We start from the raw sequence: 20,016 nt of genomic DNA, 5'->3' as shown, positions 1-20,016 counted from the left end.
CGGCTCAAGCCAGCAGTTGCTGAATCTGCTCCTGCAGGCTGTTGAGGTCGAAGGGCTTGGCCAGGATCGGTGCCTTGCGGGTGATGGGGCTGCCGCATTCGAGGATTTCGTTGGGATAGCCGCTGATGAAAATCACCTTGAGGTCCGGACGCAGCTTCACCGCCGGTTCAGCGATCATTACCCCGGTAATGCCGCCAGGCAGCCGGTAGTCGGTGATCATCACATCCAGGTGCGGCTTGCTGGCCAGGATCTCGAACGCCTGCTCGCCATTTTCCGCTTGGAGTACCCGGTAGCCCAGGCCCGACAGATAGTCGGCCAGCAGCATCAGGATGACGGGTTCATCTTCGACGATCAGTACGACGTCTTGTGCATCTTCACTCATGGAAAACCTTTGCTCGATCAATTGCTGCCCCTTCGACCATTGGGTCACGCAGAGGTTGCGTGAGCATTACGCTTTTAGTCATTCGTCGGTCGCCGACAAGGGCAGGCTCACGCGAAACAGCGCGCCCTCGCCGATCCGGCTTTCAACACTGATGGTGCCGCCATGGGCAGTGACGATCTGCTCGGAAATAAACAGCCCAAGCCCAAGGCCCGCCGCCACGTGGCTGGCACTGACCCGCTCGAACTGCTGGAAAATTCGCTTCTGGTTCTCTTCGCTGATGCCAATCCCATGATCGCGCACCTCGACCCGGGCCTCGCCGTCCTGGGCATAGACCCGGACTTGGATGGGGCTCTTGGCGCCGTAGCGCAAGGCATTGGTCAGCAGATTGGAAATCACCTGTTCGATGCGGAATTCGTCCCAGTGGCCTTGCAACGGCTGCTCGGCTTCCAGGCTCAGGGACGATTGCGCAGCTTCCACCTGGGGCGCGAAGTTCTCCACCAATCCGCGTACCAACTGCGCCAGGTCAAACCGGGACGGGCGGATCGATAGCTTGCCAGTGCGAATCCGCGAGATGTCCAGCATGTCTTCGATCAGGCGGATCAGGCTTTTGATCTGGCGCTCGTCGCGATCCACCATGGCGTGCATCTTGTCCAGGCTGAAGGCAGCAGCGTTCTCCCGGGCCAGGTGCATCTTGCGCAGCTGGGTTTCCAGGATCAGGCCGTTGAGGGGCGTGCGCACTTCATGGGCGACGATGGACATGAAGTCATCGCGCATGCGCACCGCCTGCTCCAACTCGTTCTGGGTGGCCTGAAGCTTGTTGAGCAACACCTCCTGCTCACGCCGGCTCTGCTCCAGGGCCTCGACCTGCTGCTTCATGGCCTTGCTCTGGCGGTACAGGTCGACGAACACATTGACCTTGCTCTTGACCGCATGGATGTCCAGGGGCTTGTGCAGGAAGTCCACCGCCCCGCTCTCGTAGCCCTTGAAGGCGTAGTTGAGCTCGCGTCCGGCGGCACTGACGAAAACGATGGGAATGTGCTTGGTCTTCTCGGTGCCGCGCATCAACTCGGCCAGCTCGAAGCCATTCATGCCTGGCATCTGTACATCGAGGATGGCCATGGCGAACTCATGCTGGAGCAGCAGCGACAAGGCCTCGTCGGCCGACAGCGCCTTGTACACCAGGCGGTCCTCGCGCTTGATCAGCGCTTCCAGGGCCAGCAGGTTCTCCGGCAGATCGTCGACGATCAGCAGCTTGGCTTGAATAGTACTTAACATGCGATTCGTTCCAGCTCGGCAAGCAGACGGCTGATGCCGCGCAAAGGGAGAATGTAATCCGGTTGCTGCAGGGCCAGGGCTGCTTCCGGCATGGTGGGAACACTGGCTTCGCCGGGGTCCTGGACGATGGTCAGCCCGCCCTGGCGCTTGACCTCGACCAGGCCCTGGGCGCCGTCCTGATTGGCCCCGGTCAGCAGCACCGCCACGAGGTGCTCCCCGTAGGCATCAGCGGCGGACTCGAACAGGTAATCGATGGCCGGCCGCGAGTGATGCAAGCGCTCCTCCTGGCTCAGGGACAAGGTGCGGTCCTGCTCCACCGACAGGTGATAACCGGGTGCCGCGACGTACAAGGTGCCCGCAACGATCGCTTCCTTGTCGTCGGCCTCCTTCACCCTCAGCGCCAGGCGCCGGTCGAAGACGTCGGCCAATTGGCTGCGACGCTCGTCGGGCAGGTGCAGGACCACGATCACCGGCAGGCTGAAACTGGCGCTGAACTCATTGAACAGGCTCAACAAGGCCTCGACGCCCCCCGCGGAGGCGCCTACTACGACAGCCTCGATCCGAGGCCGGCGATGCGGCGCGACACTTTCCTGGCTCATGTCTTGCGGTAGATCCGTTCTTGTTTGACCAAGGGTTCGAAATGCTTGCCATAGGCGGAAAATTCCAGGGTTTCCTTGCTGCCCAGCACCAGGAAACCACGGTGGCAGAGCGACTCATGGAACAGCCCAAAGGCCCGATCCTGCAGCTTTTTATTGAAGTAAATCAATACGTTACGGCACGAAATTAATTGAGTTTCCGAGAATACACTGTCGGTCGCCAGGCTGTGATCGGCAAAGGTCACGTTCTCGCGCAGGGTCTTGTCGAAGATCGCGTAGTCGTAGGCGGCGGTGTAGTAGTCGGCAAAGGAACGCTGGCCACCGGCCTGCTGGTAGTTGTGGGTGTAGGCCCGCACGTTCTCCAGGGAGAAGATGCCCTGCTTGGCCTTCTCCAGGGAGCTGGGGTTGATGTCGGTGGCGTAGATGATGGTGCGTTCCAGCAGCCCCTCTTCGCGCAGCAGGATGGCCATGGAGTAGACCTCTTCCCCGGTGCTGCAACCAGCGATCCAGATCTTGATCGACGGGTAGGTCTTGAGCAGCGGCACCACCTCCTGGCGGATCGCCAGGAAGTGCGACGGGTCGCGAAACATCTCGCTCACCGGAATGGTCAGGAACTGCAGCAATTGCATGAACGCCGTCGGGTCGTGCAACACCCGCTCCTGCAGCGCGGAAATGGTCTTGCACTCGAACTGACGCAAAGCGTGGTTGACCCGGCGCTTGATCGAAGCACCGGAGTAGTCGCGGAAGTCGTAGCTGTATTTGAGATAAATAGCTTCGATCAGCAAACGCAGTTCGATCTCGGTATTGCGCTCCACTAAATTCTTTCCATCTTCGGTAGCCACACGCGGATAAGGGAAAACAGCCGGTCAAGGTCGATGGGCTTGGCCAAGTAGTCGTTGGAACCGGCCTGCAGGCAGCGCTCCTGGTCGTCCTTCATGGCCTTGGCGGTCACGGCGATGATCGGCAGCTTGCGCCAGCGCGGGTCCTTGCGGATCTGCACCGTGGCTTCGAAACCGTCCATCTCCGGCATCATCACGTCCATCAGCACCAGGTCGATATCTTCGACTTCATTGAGTCTGGCAATGGCCTCATGGCCGTTACGGCCGATCACCACCACCGCGCCCTTGTGTTCCAGGGCGCTGGTCAAGGCAAAGATGTTGCGCACGTCATCGTCCACCAGGAGGATCTTGCGCCCCTCGAAGACCTTGTCACGGCTGCGGGCGGTCTTGAGCATCTTCTGCCGCTCATGGGACAACTGGGATTCGACTTTGTGCAGAAACAACGTCACTTCATCCAGCAGGCGCTCCGGCGAGCGGGCGCCCTTGATGATGATCGAACGGGAATACTTGCGCAGCTCGGTCTCTTCATCCCGGGTCAGGTTGCGCCCGGTATAGACGATCACCGGCGGGAAGGAGCAGATGTCCTCGGTGGACATGCGCTTGAGCAGGTCGTTGCCAAGCATGTCCGGCAGCTTGAGGTCGATGACCATGCAGTCGTAGACATTCTCGCGCAGCAGGTCCAGGGCATCCTGGGCCAGGCCCACGGCGGTGATCTCGATATCGTCGTCGCCGATCAGCCGGGCAATGCTGTCGCGTTGCAGGTCGTCGTCCTCCACCAGCAGCACGCGCTTGACCTTCTGCGTCAGCTTGGCTTCCAGGCGGGCGAACACATCCTTGAGTTCCTCGCGGGTGGTGGGTTTCACCGCGTAGCCCACGGCGCCCATGTGCATGGCCGCTTCCACCCGGTCTTCCACCGAGATCACGTGCACCGGGATGTGCCGGGTCTGGGCATGTTCCTTGAGGCGTTGGAGCACAGTCAGGCCGGAATGGTCGGGCAGGCGCATGTCCAGCAGGATGGCGTCCGGGATGTACTGCTCGGCCAGGCTGTAGCCCTCGTCGGCGCCATGGGCCACCAGGCAGTGGTAACCCAGTTCGTGGGCCAGATCGAAGAGGATATGCGCAAAATTCGGCTCATCTTCCACCACCAGGATGCAGCGGCTGCTGAATGGAGCCTTGTCCCGGTCATCGGCAAAGCGCGGGATCTCACTGCCAGGCCCTTCAGCCACCGGCAACGGCGCACTGGGTGCAACAGGCGCCGCCACCGGCATCATTGCAGGCGCTGGCGCCAGCACCGGTTCGGCCGCCTCGCTGTACTGCTCTGGCAGCACCAGCGTGAAAATGCTGCCCTGCCCCGGCTCACTGCTGACGCTGATGGAGCCCCCCAGCAAGGTCGCCAGGTCCCGGGAGATCGACAGACCCAGGCCAGTGCCGCCATAACGCCGGTTGGTGGTGCCGTCGGCCTGGCGGAAGGCTTCGAAAATGCTTTCCTGCTGGTCCTGGGCGATGCCGATCCCCGAATCCTGCACGACAAAGGCGATACCGCCACCCGGCTGAGCACCAACGCTCAGGCTGACCTGGCCCCTTTCGGTGAACTTGACCGCGTTGGACAGCAGGTTCTTGACTATCTGTTCGACCCGCTGGCGATCCGTGAACAGCCTCTGTGGCGCCCCCGGTTGCAGCTCCACCTTGAAGGCCAGGCCCTTGTCCGCGGTCAACGGCTGGAACAGGCTGCGCAGGCCGTCCACCAGGCGCGGCACGCTGGCATTTTCCGGACGCACTTCGAGCTTGCCCGCCTCGACCTTGGAGATATCCAGGATGTCATTGATCAGGTTCAGCAGGTCGTTGCCGGCGGAATAGATCGACTCGGCGAACTTGACCTGCTCGGCAGTGAGGTTCTCCTGGGGGTTTTCCGCCAGCAACTTGGCCAGGATCAGCGAACTGTTGAGCGGTGTGCGCAGTTCGTGGGACATGTTGGCGAGGAATTCGGACTTGTACTTGCTGGAGCGCTGCAGTTCTTCGGCGCGCTCTTCAAGCTGGGTCTGCGCCTCGTTCAGCTCGCTGTTCTTGCGGTCCATGGCGTCGCGCTGCTCGGCGAGGATCTGCGCCTGCTCGGCCAACTGTTCGTTGGTCTGTTCCAGTTCCACCTGCTGCGTCTCCAGGTGCACCTGGGACTCCTTGAGAATCCGCGACTGCTCCTCCAACTCCTCATTGGCGGTCTTCAATTCTTCCTGCTGCACCTGCAACTCTTCGTTGAGCTGCTGGGTTTCGGCCAGCACTTCCTGAAGGCGCTGGCGGTAGCGCGCAGCTTCGATGGAGGTGCCGATATTGCCGGCAATCAGCTCCAGCAACTCCACATCGCGATCGCTCAGCGCCCGCAAGAAGCCCAGCTCGATCACGCCATTGACCCGGTCGTCATCACGGGTCGGCACCACCAGCACGCTGCGCGGCGCGCCCTCGCCCAGGCCGGAGCTGACCTTGAAGTAATCCGCCGGCACATCGTCCAGGCGGATCAGGCGCTTGTGCTGCGCGGCCTGGCCCACCAGGCCCTCATCGCCATACAGCGACTGCTCTTGCTGCTCCAGCTCCCGGGAAAATCCATAAGAAGCCACACGCTTGAGGCCGCCGTGATCTTCACGGATATACAGCGCCGCCACCGGTGTCCCCAGGTAATGGGCGCAGAACTGGAGGATATTGCGCCCCAGCAGGTTCAGGGTCAGTTGGCCGAGCATCTGTTCGGCCAGTTCGGTCTGGCCGTTGCGCAGCCAGGCCTGCTGTTCCAGGCGCCGGGCGCTGTTTTCCTGGGCCTCGAGGTTGTCGCTGTAGCTTTTGGACAGCGCCAGCAGATCCCGACGCCCGACATAGGCCAGCAAGCCGCTGATGCCCACCACGAACAACAGGTACAGGATCACGCTGAAAATGGTCGTGCGGCTGACGCTCTCATTGCGTTCCAGGCGCAACTGCTGCTCCATGACCACCGCATCCTCGTATTCCTTGCGGATCTCGTCGGTCAGGCGCTTGCCCCGCCCGGCCTGCACCGCGCCACGGTAGTCGCCGTTCTGCCGACGCAGCTCGATCATGCTCTGGGAGAAGTTGTTCCACTCCAGCTGCAGGGCTTCCAGGCGCTTGAGGCGGTCGACCTGCTGCGGGTTGTCGGCGACCAGATCACGCAGCCCATTGAGCTCGCTGAGGATGCGTGGCTTGGCCACTTCATAAGGGTCGAGGAAATGCTCATCGCCGGTGATCAGGAAACCGCGCATGCCGGTTTCCAGGTCGATGGTCAGGCGCGCCGCCTCATTGAGATTGTTGATCACCCGGTCAGTGTGCTGCACCCACTGGATGACCGAGAGCAGATAGGTGATCAGGGACACGAAAAAAACCGCGCTGAGCACGCCTACACCGAGGGGCAGGCTGATGTTGCGGGTCAGCAGCTTGCGAAAACTCTGTTCATCAACCGATGACGGACGGATCATTTGATGGACCTTGGCGCAGGAAAAAAAACGAAGTTTGCCCCACATTCGGCCATCGCAGCTATTTTTTATAACCCACGGGTTCACAACTGCGATTGGACCTGCCCTGGGACAAGGGAAGCGGTTATTCTTGCCGGCGCTTGTACAACAGCCTTTTTCTGTACAGCTTCGGGAACTTGTGGCCAGTCGCCACTTACTGATGCACAGGGCCGCCTGTCGCAGCGCCCCGTACCACCCACTTCTTGAGAGAGTCCCTATGCCCGCCAGCGTCTCCACCATCCTAGTCGTCGAAGACGATGCCATCGTGCGCATGCTGATTGTCGATGTTCTCGAAGAGCTCGAATTCAGCGTCCTGGAGGCTGATGGCAGTGACGCCGCGCTGAGCCTGCTGGAAAACCCGCAACAGACCATCGACCTGCTGATGACCGATGTCGGCCTGCCCGGCATGAACGGCCGTGAACTGGCCGAACGCGCCCGGCAATTGCGTCCGCACCTGCCGGTGCTGTTTGCCAGCGGCTATGCCGAGTCCATCGACGTGCCTGCCGGCATGTCGGTGATCGGCAAGCCCTTCTCTATCGATCAGTTGCGGGACAAGGTGCGCAGCATCCTCGGTTGAGCCCGGCAGCGGCCTGATCCGCCGCTGGCGCGCTGTGGTTTAATGGCGGCCTTTTTTTGCCCTTGCCTGCCAGGAATCGCCCCTCATGAGTCCCACCGCCGCAACCAAAGTCCTGATCATTGGTTACGTCTGGCCCGAACCCCGCTCCTCCGCCGCCGGCGGGCACATGATGCAGATCCTCCAGAGTTTCCTCGACCAGGGCTGGGAGCTGACCTTCAGCAGCCCGGCCAAGGAGGGCGAACACAAGGAGGACCTCGCGGCCCTGGGTATCCGCGAATGCCCGATCGAGCTCAACAACAGCAGTTTTGACCGCTTTGTCGCCGAACTGGCCCCGGACATCGTGCTGTTCGACCAGTTCATGATGGAGGAACAGTTCGGCTGGCGGGTCGAGCAACACTGCCCGAATGCCCTGCGGGTCCTGGAAACCTCGGATTTGCAATGCCTGCGCCATGCCCGGCACCAGCGCCTCAAGGATCAGCTCAAGGCCTGCGCCGACGAAGATGACTTCAGCGCTCTGTTCACCCAGGCCGCGGCGCAAGAGTTCCAGCACATGGCCGACACCGACCTGGCCAAGCGCGAGATCGCCGCCATCTACCGCTGCGACCTGAGCCTGATGATCTCCGAGGTGGAGATCGAACTGCTGGTGCAGCAGTTCCGCCTGCCACCGGCGCTGCTGCACTGGTGCCCCTTGATGCTGGAACAACTGCCGCAGGACTTCCCGCCCTTCGAACAGCGGGCGCACTTCCTCAGCATCGGCAATTTCCGCCACGCGCCAAACTGGGACGCCGTGCTCTGGATGAAAAACCGCGTGTGGCCATTGATCCGCCAACAACTGCCCGGCGCCCAGTTGCACCTGTACGGCGCCTACACACCGCCCAAGGCGGCAGCCCTGCACAACCCGGCCCAGGGTTTTTACATCATGAACTGGGCGCAAGACGCGCTGCAGGTGATGAGTGCCGCGCGGATCTGCCTGGCCCCCCTGCGTTTTGGCGCCGGGATCAAGGGCAAGCTGCTGGACGCCATGCTCTGCGGCACGCCCAGCGTCACCACGCCGGTGGGCAGCGAATCCATGTCCCAGGATGGCCTGCCCTGGCCTGGCGCGGTGGCCGAATCGGCCAGTGCCCTGGCGGCCGCGGCCGTGCGCCTGTACCAGGACCAACAGTTGTGGGAACAGGCCCAGACCGATGGCCGGCGGTTGCTTGAGGCGCGCTACCGCCAGCAAGTCCACGGCCCGGCCCTGATCCAGCGCCTGCAAGACTGCCGCCAGCACCTGGAACAATTGCGCCGGGACAACTTCACCGGCGCCATGCTGCGACACCACCATCACAAGAGCACCCAATACATGGCGCAATGGATCGAAGCCAAGAACCGCCCTGCCCCATGACCTCCTCCTACGGGCGAGACACGAAAACTCCATGCAGGAGCCGGCTTGCCGGCGAAGAGGCCCACAAGCCCTGCATCGCCCTCAAGGACGCCTTCGCTGGCAAGCCAGCTCCTACTGGTGCGCGGGCGGGGCACAAGGCATTATCAGCGCGGCCAACAACAAGAACAGTCCCGCGCCATGAGTCGAACCGGCAAGATCAGCGACCCCTCCTACGAGTTGATGGACGACCATAACGGCCTGTCGATCATCTATCGCCAGCACGGTTTCCCCTGCCCCCTGGTGCGCTGGCACTTCCACAAGGAATACGAACTGCACTTGATCGTCGCCAGTTCCGGCAAGGTGTTCATCGGCGACTACATTGGCAACTTCTATCCGCAGACGCTGTTCCTGACCGGCCCCAACCTGCCCCACAACTGGATCAGCCAGGTGGCCGAGGACGAGGTCGTGGCCAAGCGCGACATGCTGGTGAACTTCACCGACGAACTGTTCGACAGCGGCAGCCAGGTGTTCACCGAACTGAAGAACCTCAGCCCACTGCTGGAGCGGGCGCAATACGGTATCGAGTTCCGCTGCAAGCACACCATCGCCCAGGCCCTGCCCCTGATGCAGCGCATTGCCGATTCCAGCGGCATCACCCGCCTCGGCCACTTTTTCATCCTCATGGAACTGCTGGCGGCCTGCGACGACTATCAACTGCTGTCCGGCGCCACCCGCGTGCAACTGGCGGACGAACACAGTGTCGATCGCACCAACCGTGCCGTGGACTACATCTTTGCCCACTACGCCCGAGAGCTGCCCCTGGAGGAAGTGGCCCAGTACCTGGGGATGAAGCCCACCTACTTCTCCCGGGTGTTCAAACAGGCCACGGGGCGCTGCTTCATCGAGTTCGTCAATCGCCTGCGGATCAGCAAATCCTGCGAACTGCTGGCCGATGGCGACAAGCCGGTGACCGATGTGTGCTTCGAATCGGGATTCAACAACATCTCCAACTTCAATCGCCGCTTCCAGCAACTCAAGGGCATGACCCCTTCCCACTACCGCCGCCTGGCGGTGCAACGCCTGACCGAGCAGAACCTGGGCTGATCGCCCCGCCCCGTAGCAGTTGGCTTGCCAGCGAAGGCGGTCCAACGTCCTGCACAAGGCTCAGGGGCCTCTTCGCCGGCAAGCCGGCTCCTACAGAGCGTGAACACTGGTAAATAAATCTCGTTCAGGCTTCGTTCAGCAGTTGTCAATAATCTTCATTTGGCAATGAGTATCATTATGTTACAAGTTAGCTCCCTACCCATTGCCCCGCCGGTGCTGAATGCTTGTTCCATTTCTGATCATGCTGCGCGAAGGGATTGAAGCCGCGCTTATCGTTGGCATCATCGCCAGCTACCTGAAGCAGACCGGCCGTGGCCAGTGGATGCCCGCGGTGTGGATCGGAGTGTTTCTCGCCGCAGCCCTGGCCCTGCTGGTGGGCGGCGGCCTGGAGCTGATGAGCGCCGAATTCCCGCAAAAGCAGCAGGAACTCTTCGAGGGCATCGTCGGCCTGGTGGCCGTAGGCATCCTCAGTTCCATGGTGTTCTGGATGCGCAAGGTGGCGCGCTCGATCAAGCACTCCCTGCAAGCGTCCCTGGACCAGGCCCTGGCCGGCTCCCGGCATCAGCTCATCGCGCTGATCGCCATGGTGTTCTTCGCCGTCGCCCGGGAAGGCCTGGAAACCGTGTTCTTCCTGTTGGCGGTGTTCCAGCAGAGCGAAGGCCCGGGCGCGCCGCTCGGCGCCCTGCTGGGGCTGATCATGGCGATCATCGTCGGCTTCCTGATCTATACCGGCAGCATGCGCCTGAACCTCGCCGCCTTCTTCCGCTGGACCGGGCTGTTCATCCTGGTGGTGGCCGCCGGCATCCTCGCCAACTCGGTGCAGGCCCTGCATGAAGCCGGAGTCTGGAACCACCTGCAGAGCGTGCTCTTCGATGTCAGCGCCAGCCTGCCCATGGATGGCCCTTTGGGCTCGGTGCTGGCCGGCATGTTCGGCTACCAGGACGCGCCCACCCTCAGCACCTTAGGCGCCTACGTGCTGTACCTGGGCGTGACCCTGGTGCTGTTCTTCCTGCCCGGCGGCGCCCCGGCCAAGGCGCCCGGCTCAGCATCTTCCGTTTCCAGTCAGTAAGGCTCCCTCAATGACCCAGCAAGCCTCTCCCCAGGCCTCGCCGCCCCGCGCATTGCGCTGGGCGGTTGCCGGCTCGGTGATCGTCATGATCGCCGCCGGCGGGCTGTTCTATTACGCCTCGCAACGGGCCGCCAGCAAGCGCCAGGCCCACCAGGGCGAAATCACCGTGACCCTCCATCCCCACAGCTGTGAGCCCAACGCGCTGACGGTGCCGGCAGGCCACGCCAGCTTTCGCATCGTCAACCGCTCGGACCGCGCCGTGGAATGGGAAATCCTTGATGGCGTGCTGGTGGTCGAGGAGCGGGAGAACATCGCTCCGGGCCTGAGCCAGGTGCTCAACGCCACCCTGCAACCGGGTGATTACGCCATCACGTGCGGGCTGTTGAGCAACCCGCGCGGCACCCTGCACGTGACCCCGACCGCGCAGTCCGAGGCCCAGGCCAAGGCCCGGCCTTCGATGGTGGCCTTTATCGGCCCACTGGCGGAATTCCGGGTTTACCTGAGCACCCAGGGCGGTGCCCTGATCAAGGCGGTGAACGCTCTGCAACAGGCCATCGATGCCGGTGACCTGAAGCAGGCCCAAGCCCTGTATCTGCCGGCCCGCGCCGCCTACCAGCAACTGGCCCCGGCCGCCCAGCGCCTGGCCGAGCTGGACAACGCCATCAACGCCCGCGCCGACTATTTCGAACAGCGGGAACAGGACCCGGGCTTCAGCGGCTTCCACCGCCTGGAATACGGCCTGTTCCAGAAACGCGACCTGGCCGGCCTGGCTCCGGTCGCGAAGCAGCTGTCCAGCGACGTCTCGCGCCTCAAGGAGCAACTGCTGGCCCAAACCCTGCCGCCCGAACAACTGGTGAGCATCGTCGCACGCAACCTGCGCAGCCTTGCCGACCTGCGGGCCAGCAGCGGCGAGGAAGAACGCTACAGCCACAGCGACCTCAACGGCTTTGCCGCCAACCTGGCGACCACCCGCAAGGTCATCGACCTGCTGCGCCCCTTGCTGGCCAAGTCCGCTGCCCGGTTGTTGCCCCAGGTCGACAACGCCGCGAACGCCCTGGACACCCGTCTCGCCAGCCTGCGCGACGGCTTCGGCTACCTGGACTACGACAAGGTCAGCGCCGCACAACGCAAAGAGATCGCCGACAAGGCCAAGGCCCTGGCCGACACTCTCGACGCCATCGATCCCGCACTCGGCCTCTCCGGCCTGTAACCAGACGAGTTTTCAATGAACGATTCCGATCCATCCAACCCGTGCTTTTGCGCCCAGCGCCGGCGTGTGCTGCTGGGCATGGGCGCCGCCGGCATGGCCCTGGCCGGCAGCAGCCTGAGTGGCCCGGCCATGGCCGCCGGCGCCGCAGCCCAGGTCACCCAGGCCCCCAGCAGCGACAGGACCCAGGACCGCCACGACTACCACGGCCAGCACCAGAGCGGCATCGTCACCCCGCGCCCGACCTCGGGCATGCTGGTGTCCTTCGATGTGCTGGCCAGCGACCGCGACGACCTGGAGCGACTGTTCCGTACCCTCGACGAGCGCATCGCCTTTCTCATGAGCGGCGGGCCGGTGGCCCAGGTCGACCCGAAACTGCCGCCCCTGGATTCCGGCATCCTCGGCCCGGTGGTGCCCCCGGACAACCTGACCATCACCGTGTCGGTGGGCGAATCGTTGTTCGACGAACGTTTTGGCCTGGCCGCCGCCAAACCCAAGCGCCTGATCCGCATGGTGGGTTTTCCCAACGATGCCCTGGAGCCGGCCTGCTGCCATGGCGACCTGAGCCTGCAGTTCTGCTCCAACACCGCCGACACCAATATCCACGCCCTGCGCGACATCGTGAAGAACCTCCCCGACCTGCTGCTGGTGCGCTGGAAGCAGGAAGGCAGCGTGCCGCCCCAGGCGCCGGCCAAGCCCGGGGAGTCGGCGCAAAGCGCGCGCAACTTCCTGGGCTTTCGCGACGGCTCGGCCAACCCCGACTCCAATGACCAGCAAGCCATGCAGCAGATCGTCTGGGTCCAGCCCGGCAGCGACGAACCGGCCTGGGCAACCCACGGCAGCTACCAGGCGGTACGGATCATCCGCAATTTTGTCGAGCGCTGGGACCGCACCCCGCTGCAGGAGCAGGAAAGCATCATCGGCCGGATCAAGACCACGGGCGCGCCCATGGATGGCCAGAAGGAAACCCAGGTCCCCGACTACGCCCGTGACCCCCACGGCAAGCTGACCAAGCTCGATGCCCACATCCGCCTGGCCAACCCGCGCACCCCACAGACCCGGCAGAACCTGATCCTGCGCCGGCCGTTCAACTACTCCAATGGGGTCAACAAGAACGGTCAGCTGGACATGGGCCTGCTGTTCATCTGCTACCAGGCGGACCTGGAAAAAGGCTTTATCGCGGTCCAGACCCGCCTCAACGGCGAGCCTCTGGAGGAGTACCTCAAGCCTACCGGCGGCGGCTATTTCTTCAGCTTGCCGGGGGTCACCGGCGCCGGCGATTTCATCGGTCGCTCGTTGCTCGAAGCCACCCGACCGAACACCACCGCCTGAACCCCATGACACTTCAACCCCCACGGAAAAGTCCCATGAAAAAGTCGCCTCTCGCTGTGTTGCTGACCCTTGGCTTGCTCCACGCTCCACTGTCGGCGTTCGCCGCCGCTGCGCCCCTGGAGCTGGTGGGGCCGATCTCCGATTACAAGATCTACGTCACCGAGCAGCTCGATGAACTGGCCAGCCACACCCAGCAATTCACCGATGCGGTGAAACAGGGCGACCTGGCCAGCGCCAGGAAGCTCTACGCACCGACCCGGGTGTACTACGAGTCGATCGAGCCCATCGCCGAACTCTTCAGCGACCTGGACGCCGCCATCGACTCCCGGGTCGACGACCACGAGCAAGGCGTCAAGGCCGAAGACTTCACCGGCTTCCACCGCCTGGAATATTCGCTGTTCTCGGAAAACAGCACCGAAGGCCTGGGCGAGCTGGCCGACGGCCTGAACAAGAACGTCAAGGACCTGCAAACCCGCGTCGCCGGCCTGACCTTCCCACCGGAAAAGGTCGTGGGGGGGGCCGCCGCGCTGCTGGAGGAAGTGGCCGCGACCAAGATCTCCGGAGAAGAAGACCGCTACAGCCACACCGACCTCTACGACTTCCAGGGCAACATCGACGGCGCAAAGAAAATCGTCGACCTGTTCCGTGGGCAGATCGCGAAACAGGACCCGGCCTTTGTCGCCAAGGTGGACAAGAACTTCGCCACGGTGAACAAGATCCTCGCCAAGTACAACACCCCGGACGGCGGCTTCATGACCTACGACAAGGTCAAGGAAAACGACCGCAAGGCCCTGATCGGTCCGGTCAACACCCTGGCCGAAGACCTCTCCACCCTGCGCGGCAAACTGGGCCTGAACTGAGCCCACCCTCACTTGAGCCAGCTCATGCAGGAGTTGGCGGGTGCAGGCATTGGCTGGCCAGCCAAAGCGACGCCCAGAACAACACAGGCCCCAATGGCTTCTTCGTCCTGGTCGCCCGCTTCGCCGACCAGCCGGCGCCTCAAGGGTGCTGCCATCACCGACGCAGATAAGGCTGGGCGGTGGCCGGTTATCCCGATAACGTTCACGGCCCAACGGCTTTCATGGAAGACCCACTATGTCTCGCTCCACAGCAGCGGCCACGCCGCTGGCTGCCAAACCCTTCTCGCTGCTGCCGCTGATGGCCGCCTACATGGCCTGCACCATGTCGATGATGGCCTTCGTCTCGCTGATCGGCCCGATCTCCCGGGCCCTGCATCTGGAAACCTGGCATGCGGGCGCCGCCGTGACCGTTTCCGGGGTGATCTGGATGCTCCTGGCACGCCCCTGGGGCCAGGCCAGTGACCGCTTCGGCCGGCGTTGGGTGCTGCTGCTGGGCACGGCCGGCTTCACCCTCGCCTACTGGGCCCTGTGCCTGTTCATCGACCTGTCGCTGCAGTCGCTGCCCAGCGTCGCCATGGCCTTTCTCGGCCTGATGCTGGGCCGCGGGCTGATCGGCGCCTTTTATGCGGCGATCCCGGTGGGCGGCTTCGCCCTGATCGCCGATAACGTCGAACCCCAGCACCGCGCCCGCGCCATGGCCACCCTGGGCGCCGCCAACGCCGTGGGCTTGGTGGTGGGTCCTGCGGTGGCCGCCTTGCTGGCCCGCTACAGCCTCAGCCTGCCGTTCTACGCCATGGCGCTGCTGCCGTTGCTGGCATTTGTGGTGCTGCGCTACCAGTTGCCACGCCAGGAACTGCACCTGGCCCAGGCCCCGACGCGGGTGCGCCTGGGCGACCCACGGCTGCGCCGGCCGATGGTGGTGGCCTTTGTCGCCATGCTCTGTGTGTCGATTGCCCAGATCACCGTCAGCTTCTACGCCCTGGACCGGCTGCGCATGAGCCCCGCCGATGCCGCCCAGACGGCCGGGGTGGCCCTGGCCATGGTCGGCGTAGCGCTGATCTGCGCGCAATTGGTGGTGCGCAAGCTGGAGTGGCCGCCGCTGCGGATGATCCGCTACGGCGCCCTGCTGTCGGCGCTGGGCTATGCCGGCAGCATGCTGGTGGACAGCGCCTGGGGCCTGTGGCTGGCGTTCTTTGTCTCGGCGGCGGGCATGGGTGGGGTGTTTCCATCGTTCTCGGCACTGGCGGCCAATGCCGTAGAGGCCTCGGAACAGGGCGCGACTGCTGGCAGCATCGGCGCGGCCCAGGGCCTGGGCGTGGTCATCGGCCCCATGGCCGGCAGCCTGATCTACGCCATCGAACCGCGCCTGCCCTACCTGCTGGCAGCGGTGTTGCTGGTACTGATCGCCATCTGGCCAACCCCCCGATCCCTGTAACCGCTGCCGCAGGCTGCGAACGGCTCTGCAAGAGGCGTCGTTCTTCGGAGCGCTGAAGGTCCTGCGGACCTTTGCGCAGCCTCGCAGGCTCGGCAGCGGCTACAGGTGTTATCGCACAGCTTTTGTAGCCGCTGCCGCAGGCTGCGAACAGGTCTGCTGGAGGCGTCGTTCTTCGGAGCGCTGAAGGTCCTGCGGACCTTTGCGCAGCCTCGCAGGCTCGGCAGCGGCTACAGGTGTTATCGCACAGCTTTTGTAGCCGCTGCCGCAGGCTGCGAACGGGTCTGCTGGAGGCGTCGTTCCTGGGAGCGCTGAAGGTCCTGCGGACCTTTGCGCAGCCTCGCAGGCTCGGCAGCGGCGACAGGCTACAGCATGCGGTAGAGCAGGCGTTCGATGCGCACCCGGCTGACCCGACGCAGGAACTTGCCCACCGCCTCGGGGTAGTCCACCAGGCTGTCCAGGTACTGGAAGTGCTCGATGCGCCGGGTATGGCGGTAGATCTCGGCCTGTTCGGCACGACGCGCCTCCAGCAACTCGCCCTTGGGATCGTCCAGCAACAGGGCGTTCTCCAGGTCCAGGCGGAAGGCCCGGGGATTGAGGTTGTTACCGGTGAGCAAGGTGTAGCGCTCATCCACCCACAGGCCCTTGAGGTGGTAGGTGTTGTCGCCGTCACGCCACAGGTGCAGGTTGAGCAGGCCGCTGTCGATGACTTTCTGGTGGCGCTTGGCAAAGCGTCGCAGGCTGATCTCGTACAGGTAAGGCAGGGCCGCGATGACCTTGAACGGCTCGCTGGGCGGGATGTAGAAGTCGTTGGCGGTCTTGTCGCCGACAATGATATCGATCTTTACCCCGCGCTCCAGGGCCCGATTGATTTCCCGGGTCACCACCAAGGGCAGGTTGAAATACGGGGTGCAGATGGTCAGTTGCTGGCGGGCCCCGGCGATCAGTTCGCAGATGATCCGGTTCAGCGGGTTGCCCTTGCCGACACCGAGCAACGGACTGACCGACAGCCCGCTCTTGTCCAGGCCACCAGCAGTGGTGTCGTAGGTGGCGTGCTTGAGTCGACTGCGCAGGTCGCCGATGTCGTTACGCAGACTGCGAGTGGTCGGCAGGTTCGGCAGGTCCAGGCGATGTACCGCCCGCGACGCCACCAGCCCGTGCTGCACCAGATGGTGCATGGAGTCGGCCAGGGCGCGGTTGTGCAGCAGGTGGTAACGGTCGAAGCGGTACTTGTCGAACTTGTGCAGGTACACGTTGTTCAGGCTGGCGCCGCTGTAGAGCACGCAATCGTCGATCACGAAGCCCTTGAGGTGCAGGACCCCGAACAGCTCCCGGGTCTGCACCGGCACGCCGTAGATCGGCACTTCGGTAGCGTGGGTACGGGTCATTTCCTGATACCAGGCCGAGTTGCCCGGCTGCTTGCCGGCGCCGATCAGGCCGCGCTGGGCCCGCAGCCAGTCCACCACCACAAGCACCTCGAGTTCCGGGCGCGCGGCCTTGGCGGCATGCAGGGCATCGAGGATTTCCTGACCGGCCTCATCCTGCTGCAGGTACAGCGCGACGATATAGATGCGCCGCCGGGCCTGGGCAATTTGCTCGAGCAGAGTGCGACGAAATTGCGCAGCGCCAGTCAGAGTGGTGAAGGCTTCGGCAGCCAGGGGGAAGCTGCGCAGTTTGGGCAGCAAGGAACGTTTGAAAAGCGACGGCATAGGGCTCGCAGTGGCTCAAATCCAAAGAGCGCAAGAGCTTACACCATGGAACAGGCTGAGTCCCCTGCCAGCCCGTTCTGAAGTAACCGGCTTGCCGGCGCAAAGCATCTTGAGTCTTGCACAGCCCAGGAAATTACCTTGGCCAGCAAGCCTGCACCTGTGAGAAAGACCGCTGAATATAAAAGTTTGAACAACAGGATTGACCAAGGAGAACGATCGTTCTACTCTTTGCCCCATGAACGAAATCACTCCCTCTGAAACACGCGACATCATCCTCGACGTCACCGAGAAGCTGATCTACAAGAGCGGCATTGCCGCCACTGGCATGGATCTGTTGGTGAAGACCGCCGGGGTCTCGAGAAAGAGCGTCTATCGCTATTTCAGCAACAAGGACGAACTGGTGGTGGCCGCCCTGGAACGTCGCGACCAGCGCTGGATGCACTGGTACAGGACTGAAGTGGGCAAGGCCGAAGGCTCTGCACAGCGGCTGCTGGCGCTGTTCAGCGTACTCAGGGACTGGTTCGGGTCCGAAGGTTTCCGCGGCTGCGCCTTTATCAACACCAGCGGCGAGACCGGCGATCCCCAGGACCCGGTGCGCCAGGTGGCCAAACAACATAAACAGAAACTGCTCGATTACGTGACCGAGCTTTGCCAGGAACATGGCGTGCAACATCCCAAGGAACTGGCAGCGCAACTGCTGATCCTGATCGATGGCGCCATTACCGTTGCCCTTGTCATGGGCGATCACAGTGCTGCTGATAATGCGCAATGCATGGCGCGAAAGTTATTGGACCTCTGATTGTTTTAAACAAGAGCAACTGCTTTGTTTGAACAGCAACTTTTATTGGAGACAAGTCATGTCGTCTAACGCTCAAGTGCGCCCGCCCCTTCCACCTTTCACTCGCGAGTCGGCGATTGAAAAGATCCGTCTGGCCGAAGATGGCTGGAACTCCCGGGACCCGGAACGGGTATCCCTGGCGTATACCCTGGACACCCAATGGCGCAACCGCGCCGAGTTTGCCCACAACCGCGAAGAGGCCAAGGCCTTCCTCGCCCGCAAATGGGCCAAGGAACTGGATTACCGCCTGATCAAGGAACTCTGGGCCTTTACCGACAACCGCATCGCCGTGCGCTACGCCTATGAATGGCATGACGATTCGGGCAACTGGTTCCGCTCCTACGGCAACGAGAACTGGGAGTTCGACGAACAAGGGCTGATGGCCCGGCGTTTTGCCTGCGTCAACGACATGCCGATCAAGGCAACCGAGCGCAAATTCCACTGGCCCCTGGGCCGGCGCCCGGATGACCATCCAGGCCTCAGCGACCTGGGCCTGTAACCCCTCCCACACCACCTGGGAGCTGGCTTGCCAGTGAAGAAGTCTCCAGCCTTGCATCAGGCTGGTGAACTTCTTCGCCGGCAAGCAACGCGGGGTTCACGCCGCGGCTTCTTGCTCCTTGAGCAGGGCCTGGGCTTCCAGCTCGCGCACCAACGGCAGTACGCGCTGGCCGAAATACTCAACTTCCTCCTGAAAATGCAGGAAGCCCGCCAGGACCAGATCCACCCCCACCGCCTTCAAGGCGACAATCCGCTGGGCAATCTGCTGCGGGGTGCCGATCAGGTTGGTCTTGAAGCCGTCGTTGTATTGCACCAGGTCCTCGAAGCTGGACTTGGCCCAGTTGCCCTCACCCTCCGGTGAGGCCTTGCCGGCCTGCTTGGCTGCATCGCCAAAGGCATTCACCGCCTCCGGATCGGCCTTGTCGATAATCTCCGCCAGCACCGCCCGGGCTTCTTCCTCGGTGTCCCGGGCGATCACAAAGGCATTCACCCCGACTTTCACCGAATGCTGGTTGGCGGCGGCCTTGGCGCGAATATCGTCAACCTGGGCCTTGATGCCCTCCACGCTGTTGCCATTGGTGAAGTACCAGTCCGACACCCTCGCGGCCATGTCCCGGGCCGCCCGCGAACTGCCGCCCTGGAAGATTTCCGGTTGCCCCAGGGGCTTGGGTTTGAGGCTGTAATTGTCGAAACGATAGAAGTCCCCCTTGAAGGTGAAGTGGTCCTGGCTCCAGATCCCGCGCAGGGAACGGATGAACTCCTCGGAGCGGCGATAACGCTCATCGTGTTCGAGCCAGTGCTCGCCGATGGCCTGGAACTCGCCCTTGAACCAGCCGCTGACAATGTTCACCGCGATGCGGCCGTTGGTCAGTTGATCGATGGTCGCCAGTTGCTTGGCCGCCAGGGCCGGTTGCCAGGGCCCGGGCAGGATCGCCGCGATCACCTTGAGCTTGTCGGTTGCCGCCAACAGCGCATGGCTGAAGGCCACCGACTCATGCTGATATTCGGCGCCGTAGCCGGCGGTGAAACGGATCTGCGTCAGGGCATATTCAAAGCCCGCCGCTTCGGCGATCTGCGCCAGCTTGCGGTTGTAGTCGATGCCCCAGTGGGTGCGCTGTTCGATCTTGCTCACCACCAGCCCGCCACTGACATTAGGCACCCAATAAGCAAATTTGACGGCTTGCTGACTCATGATTCGGTCCTCGGGACTGATTAAGGTGCAAGGACCAGAGCAGCAAGCGTGCCAGCGCCCGACAGCGCCGGCGCAAGCCTTGTTCCGGAGCCCGGGCAAGGCACAGCCCCGCGGCGCAGGGCCAGGCCCGCAGCGGCTTGCCAGGGTTGCTGGGGCGACTTCGTTGCCCCTGCAAGTACCACTTGCAACAGCTGCGACAGGCCATCCAAAAAACCCGCAATCAACCGATTTGTTGAT

Annotated in this window: 17 protein-coding genes; 10 read left to right on the top strand and 7 right to left on the bottom strand. The window is 63.0% G+C overall.

Features of this window, described 5'->3' with window-relative positions:
- Nucleotides 1–4: 4 nt before the first annotated feature.
- The 5 genes from Q8O96_RS22130 to Q8O96_RS22110 all read right to left on the bottom strand — a co-directional run bounded on the left by Q8O96_RS22130 (nucleotide 5) and on the right by Q8O96_RS22110 (nucleotide 6,562).
- A complete protein-coding gene (locus Q8O96_RS22130) occupies nucleotides 5–382 on the bottom strand; it encodes a response regulator (RefSeq protein ID WP_011061530.1) in 378 nt (125 codons plus the stop codon).
- A gap of 78 nt (nucleotides 383–460) precedes the next feature.
- A complete protein-coding gene (locus Q8O96_RS22125; protein WP_102865184.1) occupies nucleotides 461–1,657 on the bottom strand; it encodes a hybrid sensor histidine kinase/response regulator in 1,197 nt (398 codons plus the stop codon).
- The gene (locus Q8O96_RS22120) at nucleotides 1,651–2,256 is read right to left on the bottom strand and encodes a chemotaxis protein CheB (protein WP_305949396.1); all 606 of its coding nucleotides are present in this window, start codon (nucleotides 2,254–2,256) and stop codon (nucleotides 1,651–1,653) included. Before Q8O96_RS22120 ends, Q8O96_RS22125 begins: the two co-directional genes overlap by 7 nt.
- Nucleotides 2,253–3,068, bottom strand: a complete 816-nt coding sequence (locus Q8O96_RS22115; protein ID WP_016964143.1) for a protein-glutamate O-methyltransferase CheR — start codon at nucleotides 3,066–3,068, stop codon at nucleotides 2,253–2,255. Before Q8O96_RS22115 ends, Q8O96_RS22120 begins: the two co-directional genes overlap by 4 nt.
- The gene (locus Q8O96_RS22110; protein ID WP_305949395.1) at nucleotides 3,068–6,562 is read right to left on the bottom strand and encodes a response regulator; all 3,495 of its coding nucleotides are present in this window, start codon (nucleotides 6,560–6,562) and stop codon (nucleotides 3,068–3,070) included. The genes Q8O96_RS22115 and Q8O96_RS22110 overlap by 1 nt, the downstream gene beginning before the upstream one ends.
- Before the next feature lie 253 nt (nucleotides 6,563–6,815).
- On the opposite strand from Q8O96_RS22110, the gene Q8O96_RS22105 reads away from it, so the two are divergent.
- From Q8O96_RS22105 to Q8O96_RS22070, 8 genes are all read left to right on the top strand, one after another.
- The gene (locus Q8O96_RS22105; RefSeq protein ID WP_102865187.1) at nucleotides 6,816–7,175 is read left to right on the top strand and encodes a response regulator; all 360 of its coding nucleotides are present in this window, start codon (nucleotides 6,816–6,818) and stop codon (nucleotides 7,173–7,175) included.
- Between the two features lie 85 nt (nucleotides 7,176–7,260).
- A complete protein-coding gene (locus Q8O96_RS22100; RefSeq protein ID WP_115582372.1) occupies nucleotides 7,261–8,559 on the top strand; it encodes a glycosyltransferase in 1,299 nt (432 codons plus the stop codon).
- A 177-nt stretch (nucleotides 8,560–8,736) separates the two neighbouring features.
- Complete coding sequence (locus tag Q8O96_RS22095) at nucleotides 8,737–9,642, top strand: AraC family transcriptional regulator (RefSeq protein WP_102865190.1); 906 nt, start codon at nucleotides 8,737–8,739, stop codon at nucleotides 9,640–9,642.
- A gap of 220 nt (nucleotides 9,643–9,862) precedes the next feature.
- Entirely contained in the window at nucleotides 9,863–10,711 is an 849-nt protein-coding gene (efeU, locus tag Q8O96_RS22090; RefSeq protein ID WP_115582371.1) for an iron uptake transporter permease EfeU, read from the top strand.
- Nucleotides 10,712–10,721: 10 nt separating this feature from the next.
- Nucleotides 10,722–11,921: an iron uptake system protein EfeO gene (efeO, locus tag Q8O96_RS22085; RefSeq protein ID WP_305949394.1), complete on the top strand. Its 1,200-nt coding sequence runs from the start codon at nucleotides 10,722–10,724 to the stop codon at nucleotides 11,919–11,921.
- 15 nt (nucleotides 11,922–11,936) lie between these two features.
- Nucleotides 11,937–13,250 (top strand): iron uptake transporter deferrochelatase/peroxidase subunit, encoded by a 1,314-nt coding sequence (efeB, locus tag Q8O96_RS22080; protein WP_305949393.1) that lies wholly within the window; start codon nucleotides 11,937–11,939, stop codon nucleotides 13,248–13,250.
- A 35-nt stretch (nucleotides 13,251–13,285) separates the two neighbouring features.
- Nucleotides 13,286–14,110 (top strand): iron uptake system protein EfeO, encoded by an 825-nt coding sequence (gene efeO, locus Q8O96_RS22075; protein ID WP_102865194.1) that lies wholly within the window; start codon nucleotides 13,286–13,288, stop codon nucleotides 14,108–14,110.
- Nucleotides 14,111–14,345: 235 nt separating this feature from the next.
- On the top strand, nucleotides 14,346–15,545 hold the full coding sequence (locus Q8O96_RS22070; protein ID WP_305949392.1) for an MFS transporter: 1,200 nt from the start codon (nucleotides 14,346–14,348) through the stop codon (nucleotides 15,543–15,545).
- Between the two features lie 362 nt (nucleotides 15,546–15,907).
- Here the strand turns inward: Q8O96_RS22070 and pssA are convergent, their stop codons facing one another.
- Nucleotides 15,908–17,251, bottom strand: a complete 1,344-nt coding sequence (gene pssA, locus Q8O96_RS22065) for a CDP-diacylglycerol--serine O-phosphatidyltransferase (RefSeq protein WP_102865196.1) — start codon at nucleotides 17,249–17,251, stop codon at nucleotides 15,908–15,910.
- Between the two features lie 235 nt (nucleotides 17,252–17,486).
- Here pssA and Q8O96_RS22060 point away from each other — a divergent pair, with 235 nt between their 5' ends.
- On the top strand, nucleotides 17,487–18,050 hold the full coding sequence (locus Q8O96_RS22060; RefSeq protein ID WP_102865197.1) for a TetR/AcrR family transcriptional regulator: 564 nt from the start codon (nucleotides 17,487–17,489) through the stop codon (nucleotides 18,048–18,050).
- A 58-nt stretch (nucleotides 18,051–18,108) separates the two neighbouring features.
- Nucleotides 18,109–18,588 carry a nuclear transport factor 2 family protein gene (locus Q8O96_RS22055; protein ID WP_016965720.1) on the top strand — a complete coding sequence of 160 codons (480 nt, stop codon included), beginning with the start codon at nucleotides 18,109–18,111 and terminating at the stop codon, nucleotides 18,586–18,588.
- 96 nt (nucleotides 18,589–18,684) lie between these two features.
- Here Q8O96_RS22055 and sfnG read toward each other — a convergent pair whose 3' ends face one another.
- Nucleotides 18,685–19,779 carry a dimethylsulfone monooxygenase SfnG gene (sfnG, locus tag Q8O96_RS22050; RefSeq protein ID WP_102865199.1) on the bottom strand — a complete coding sequence of 365 codons (1,095 nt, stop codon included), beginning with the start codon at nucleotides 19,777–19,779 and terminating at the stop codon, nucleotides 18,685–18,687.
- Nucleotides 19,780–20,016 lie beyond the last annotated feature (237 nt).

The organism is Pseudomonas sp. LPH60, assembly GCF_030718165.1.
Taxonomy (GTDB): Bacteria; Pseudomonadota; Gammaproteobacteria; order Pseudomonadales; family Pseudomonadaceae; genus Aquipseudomonas; species Aquipseudomonas danubii.
The sequence above is the reverse complement of the archived record's forward strand: the minus strand, read 5'-3'. Positions and strand labels throughout refer to the sequence as shown.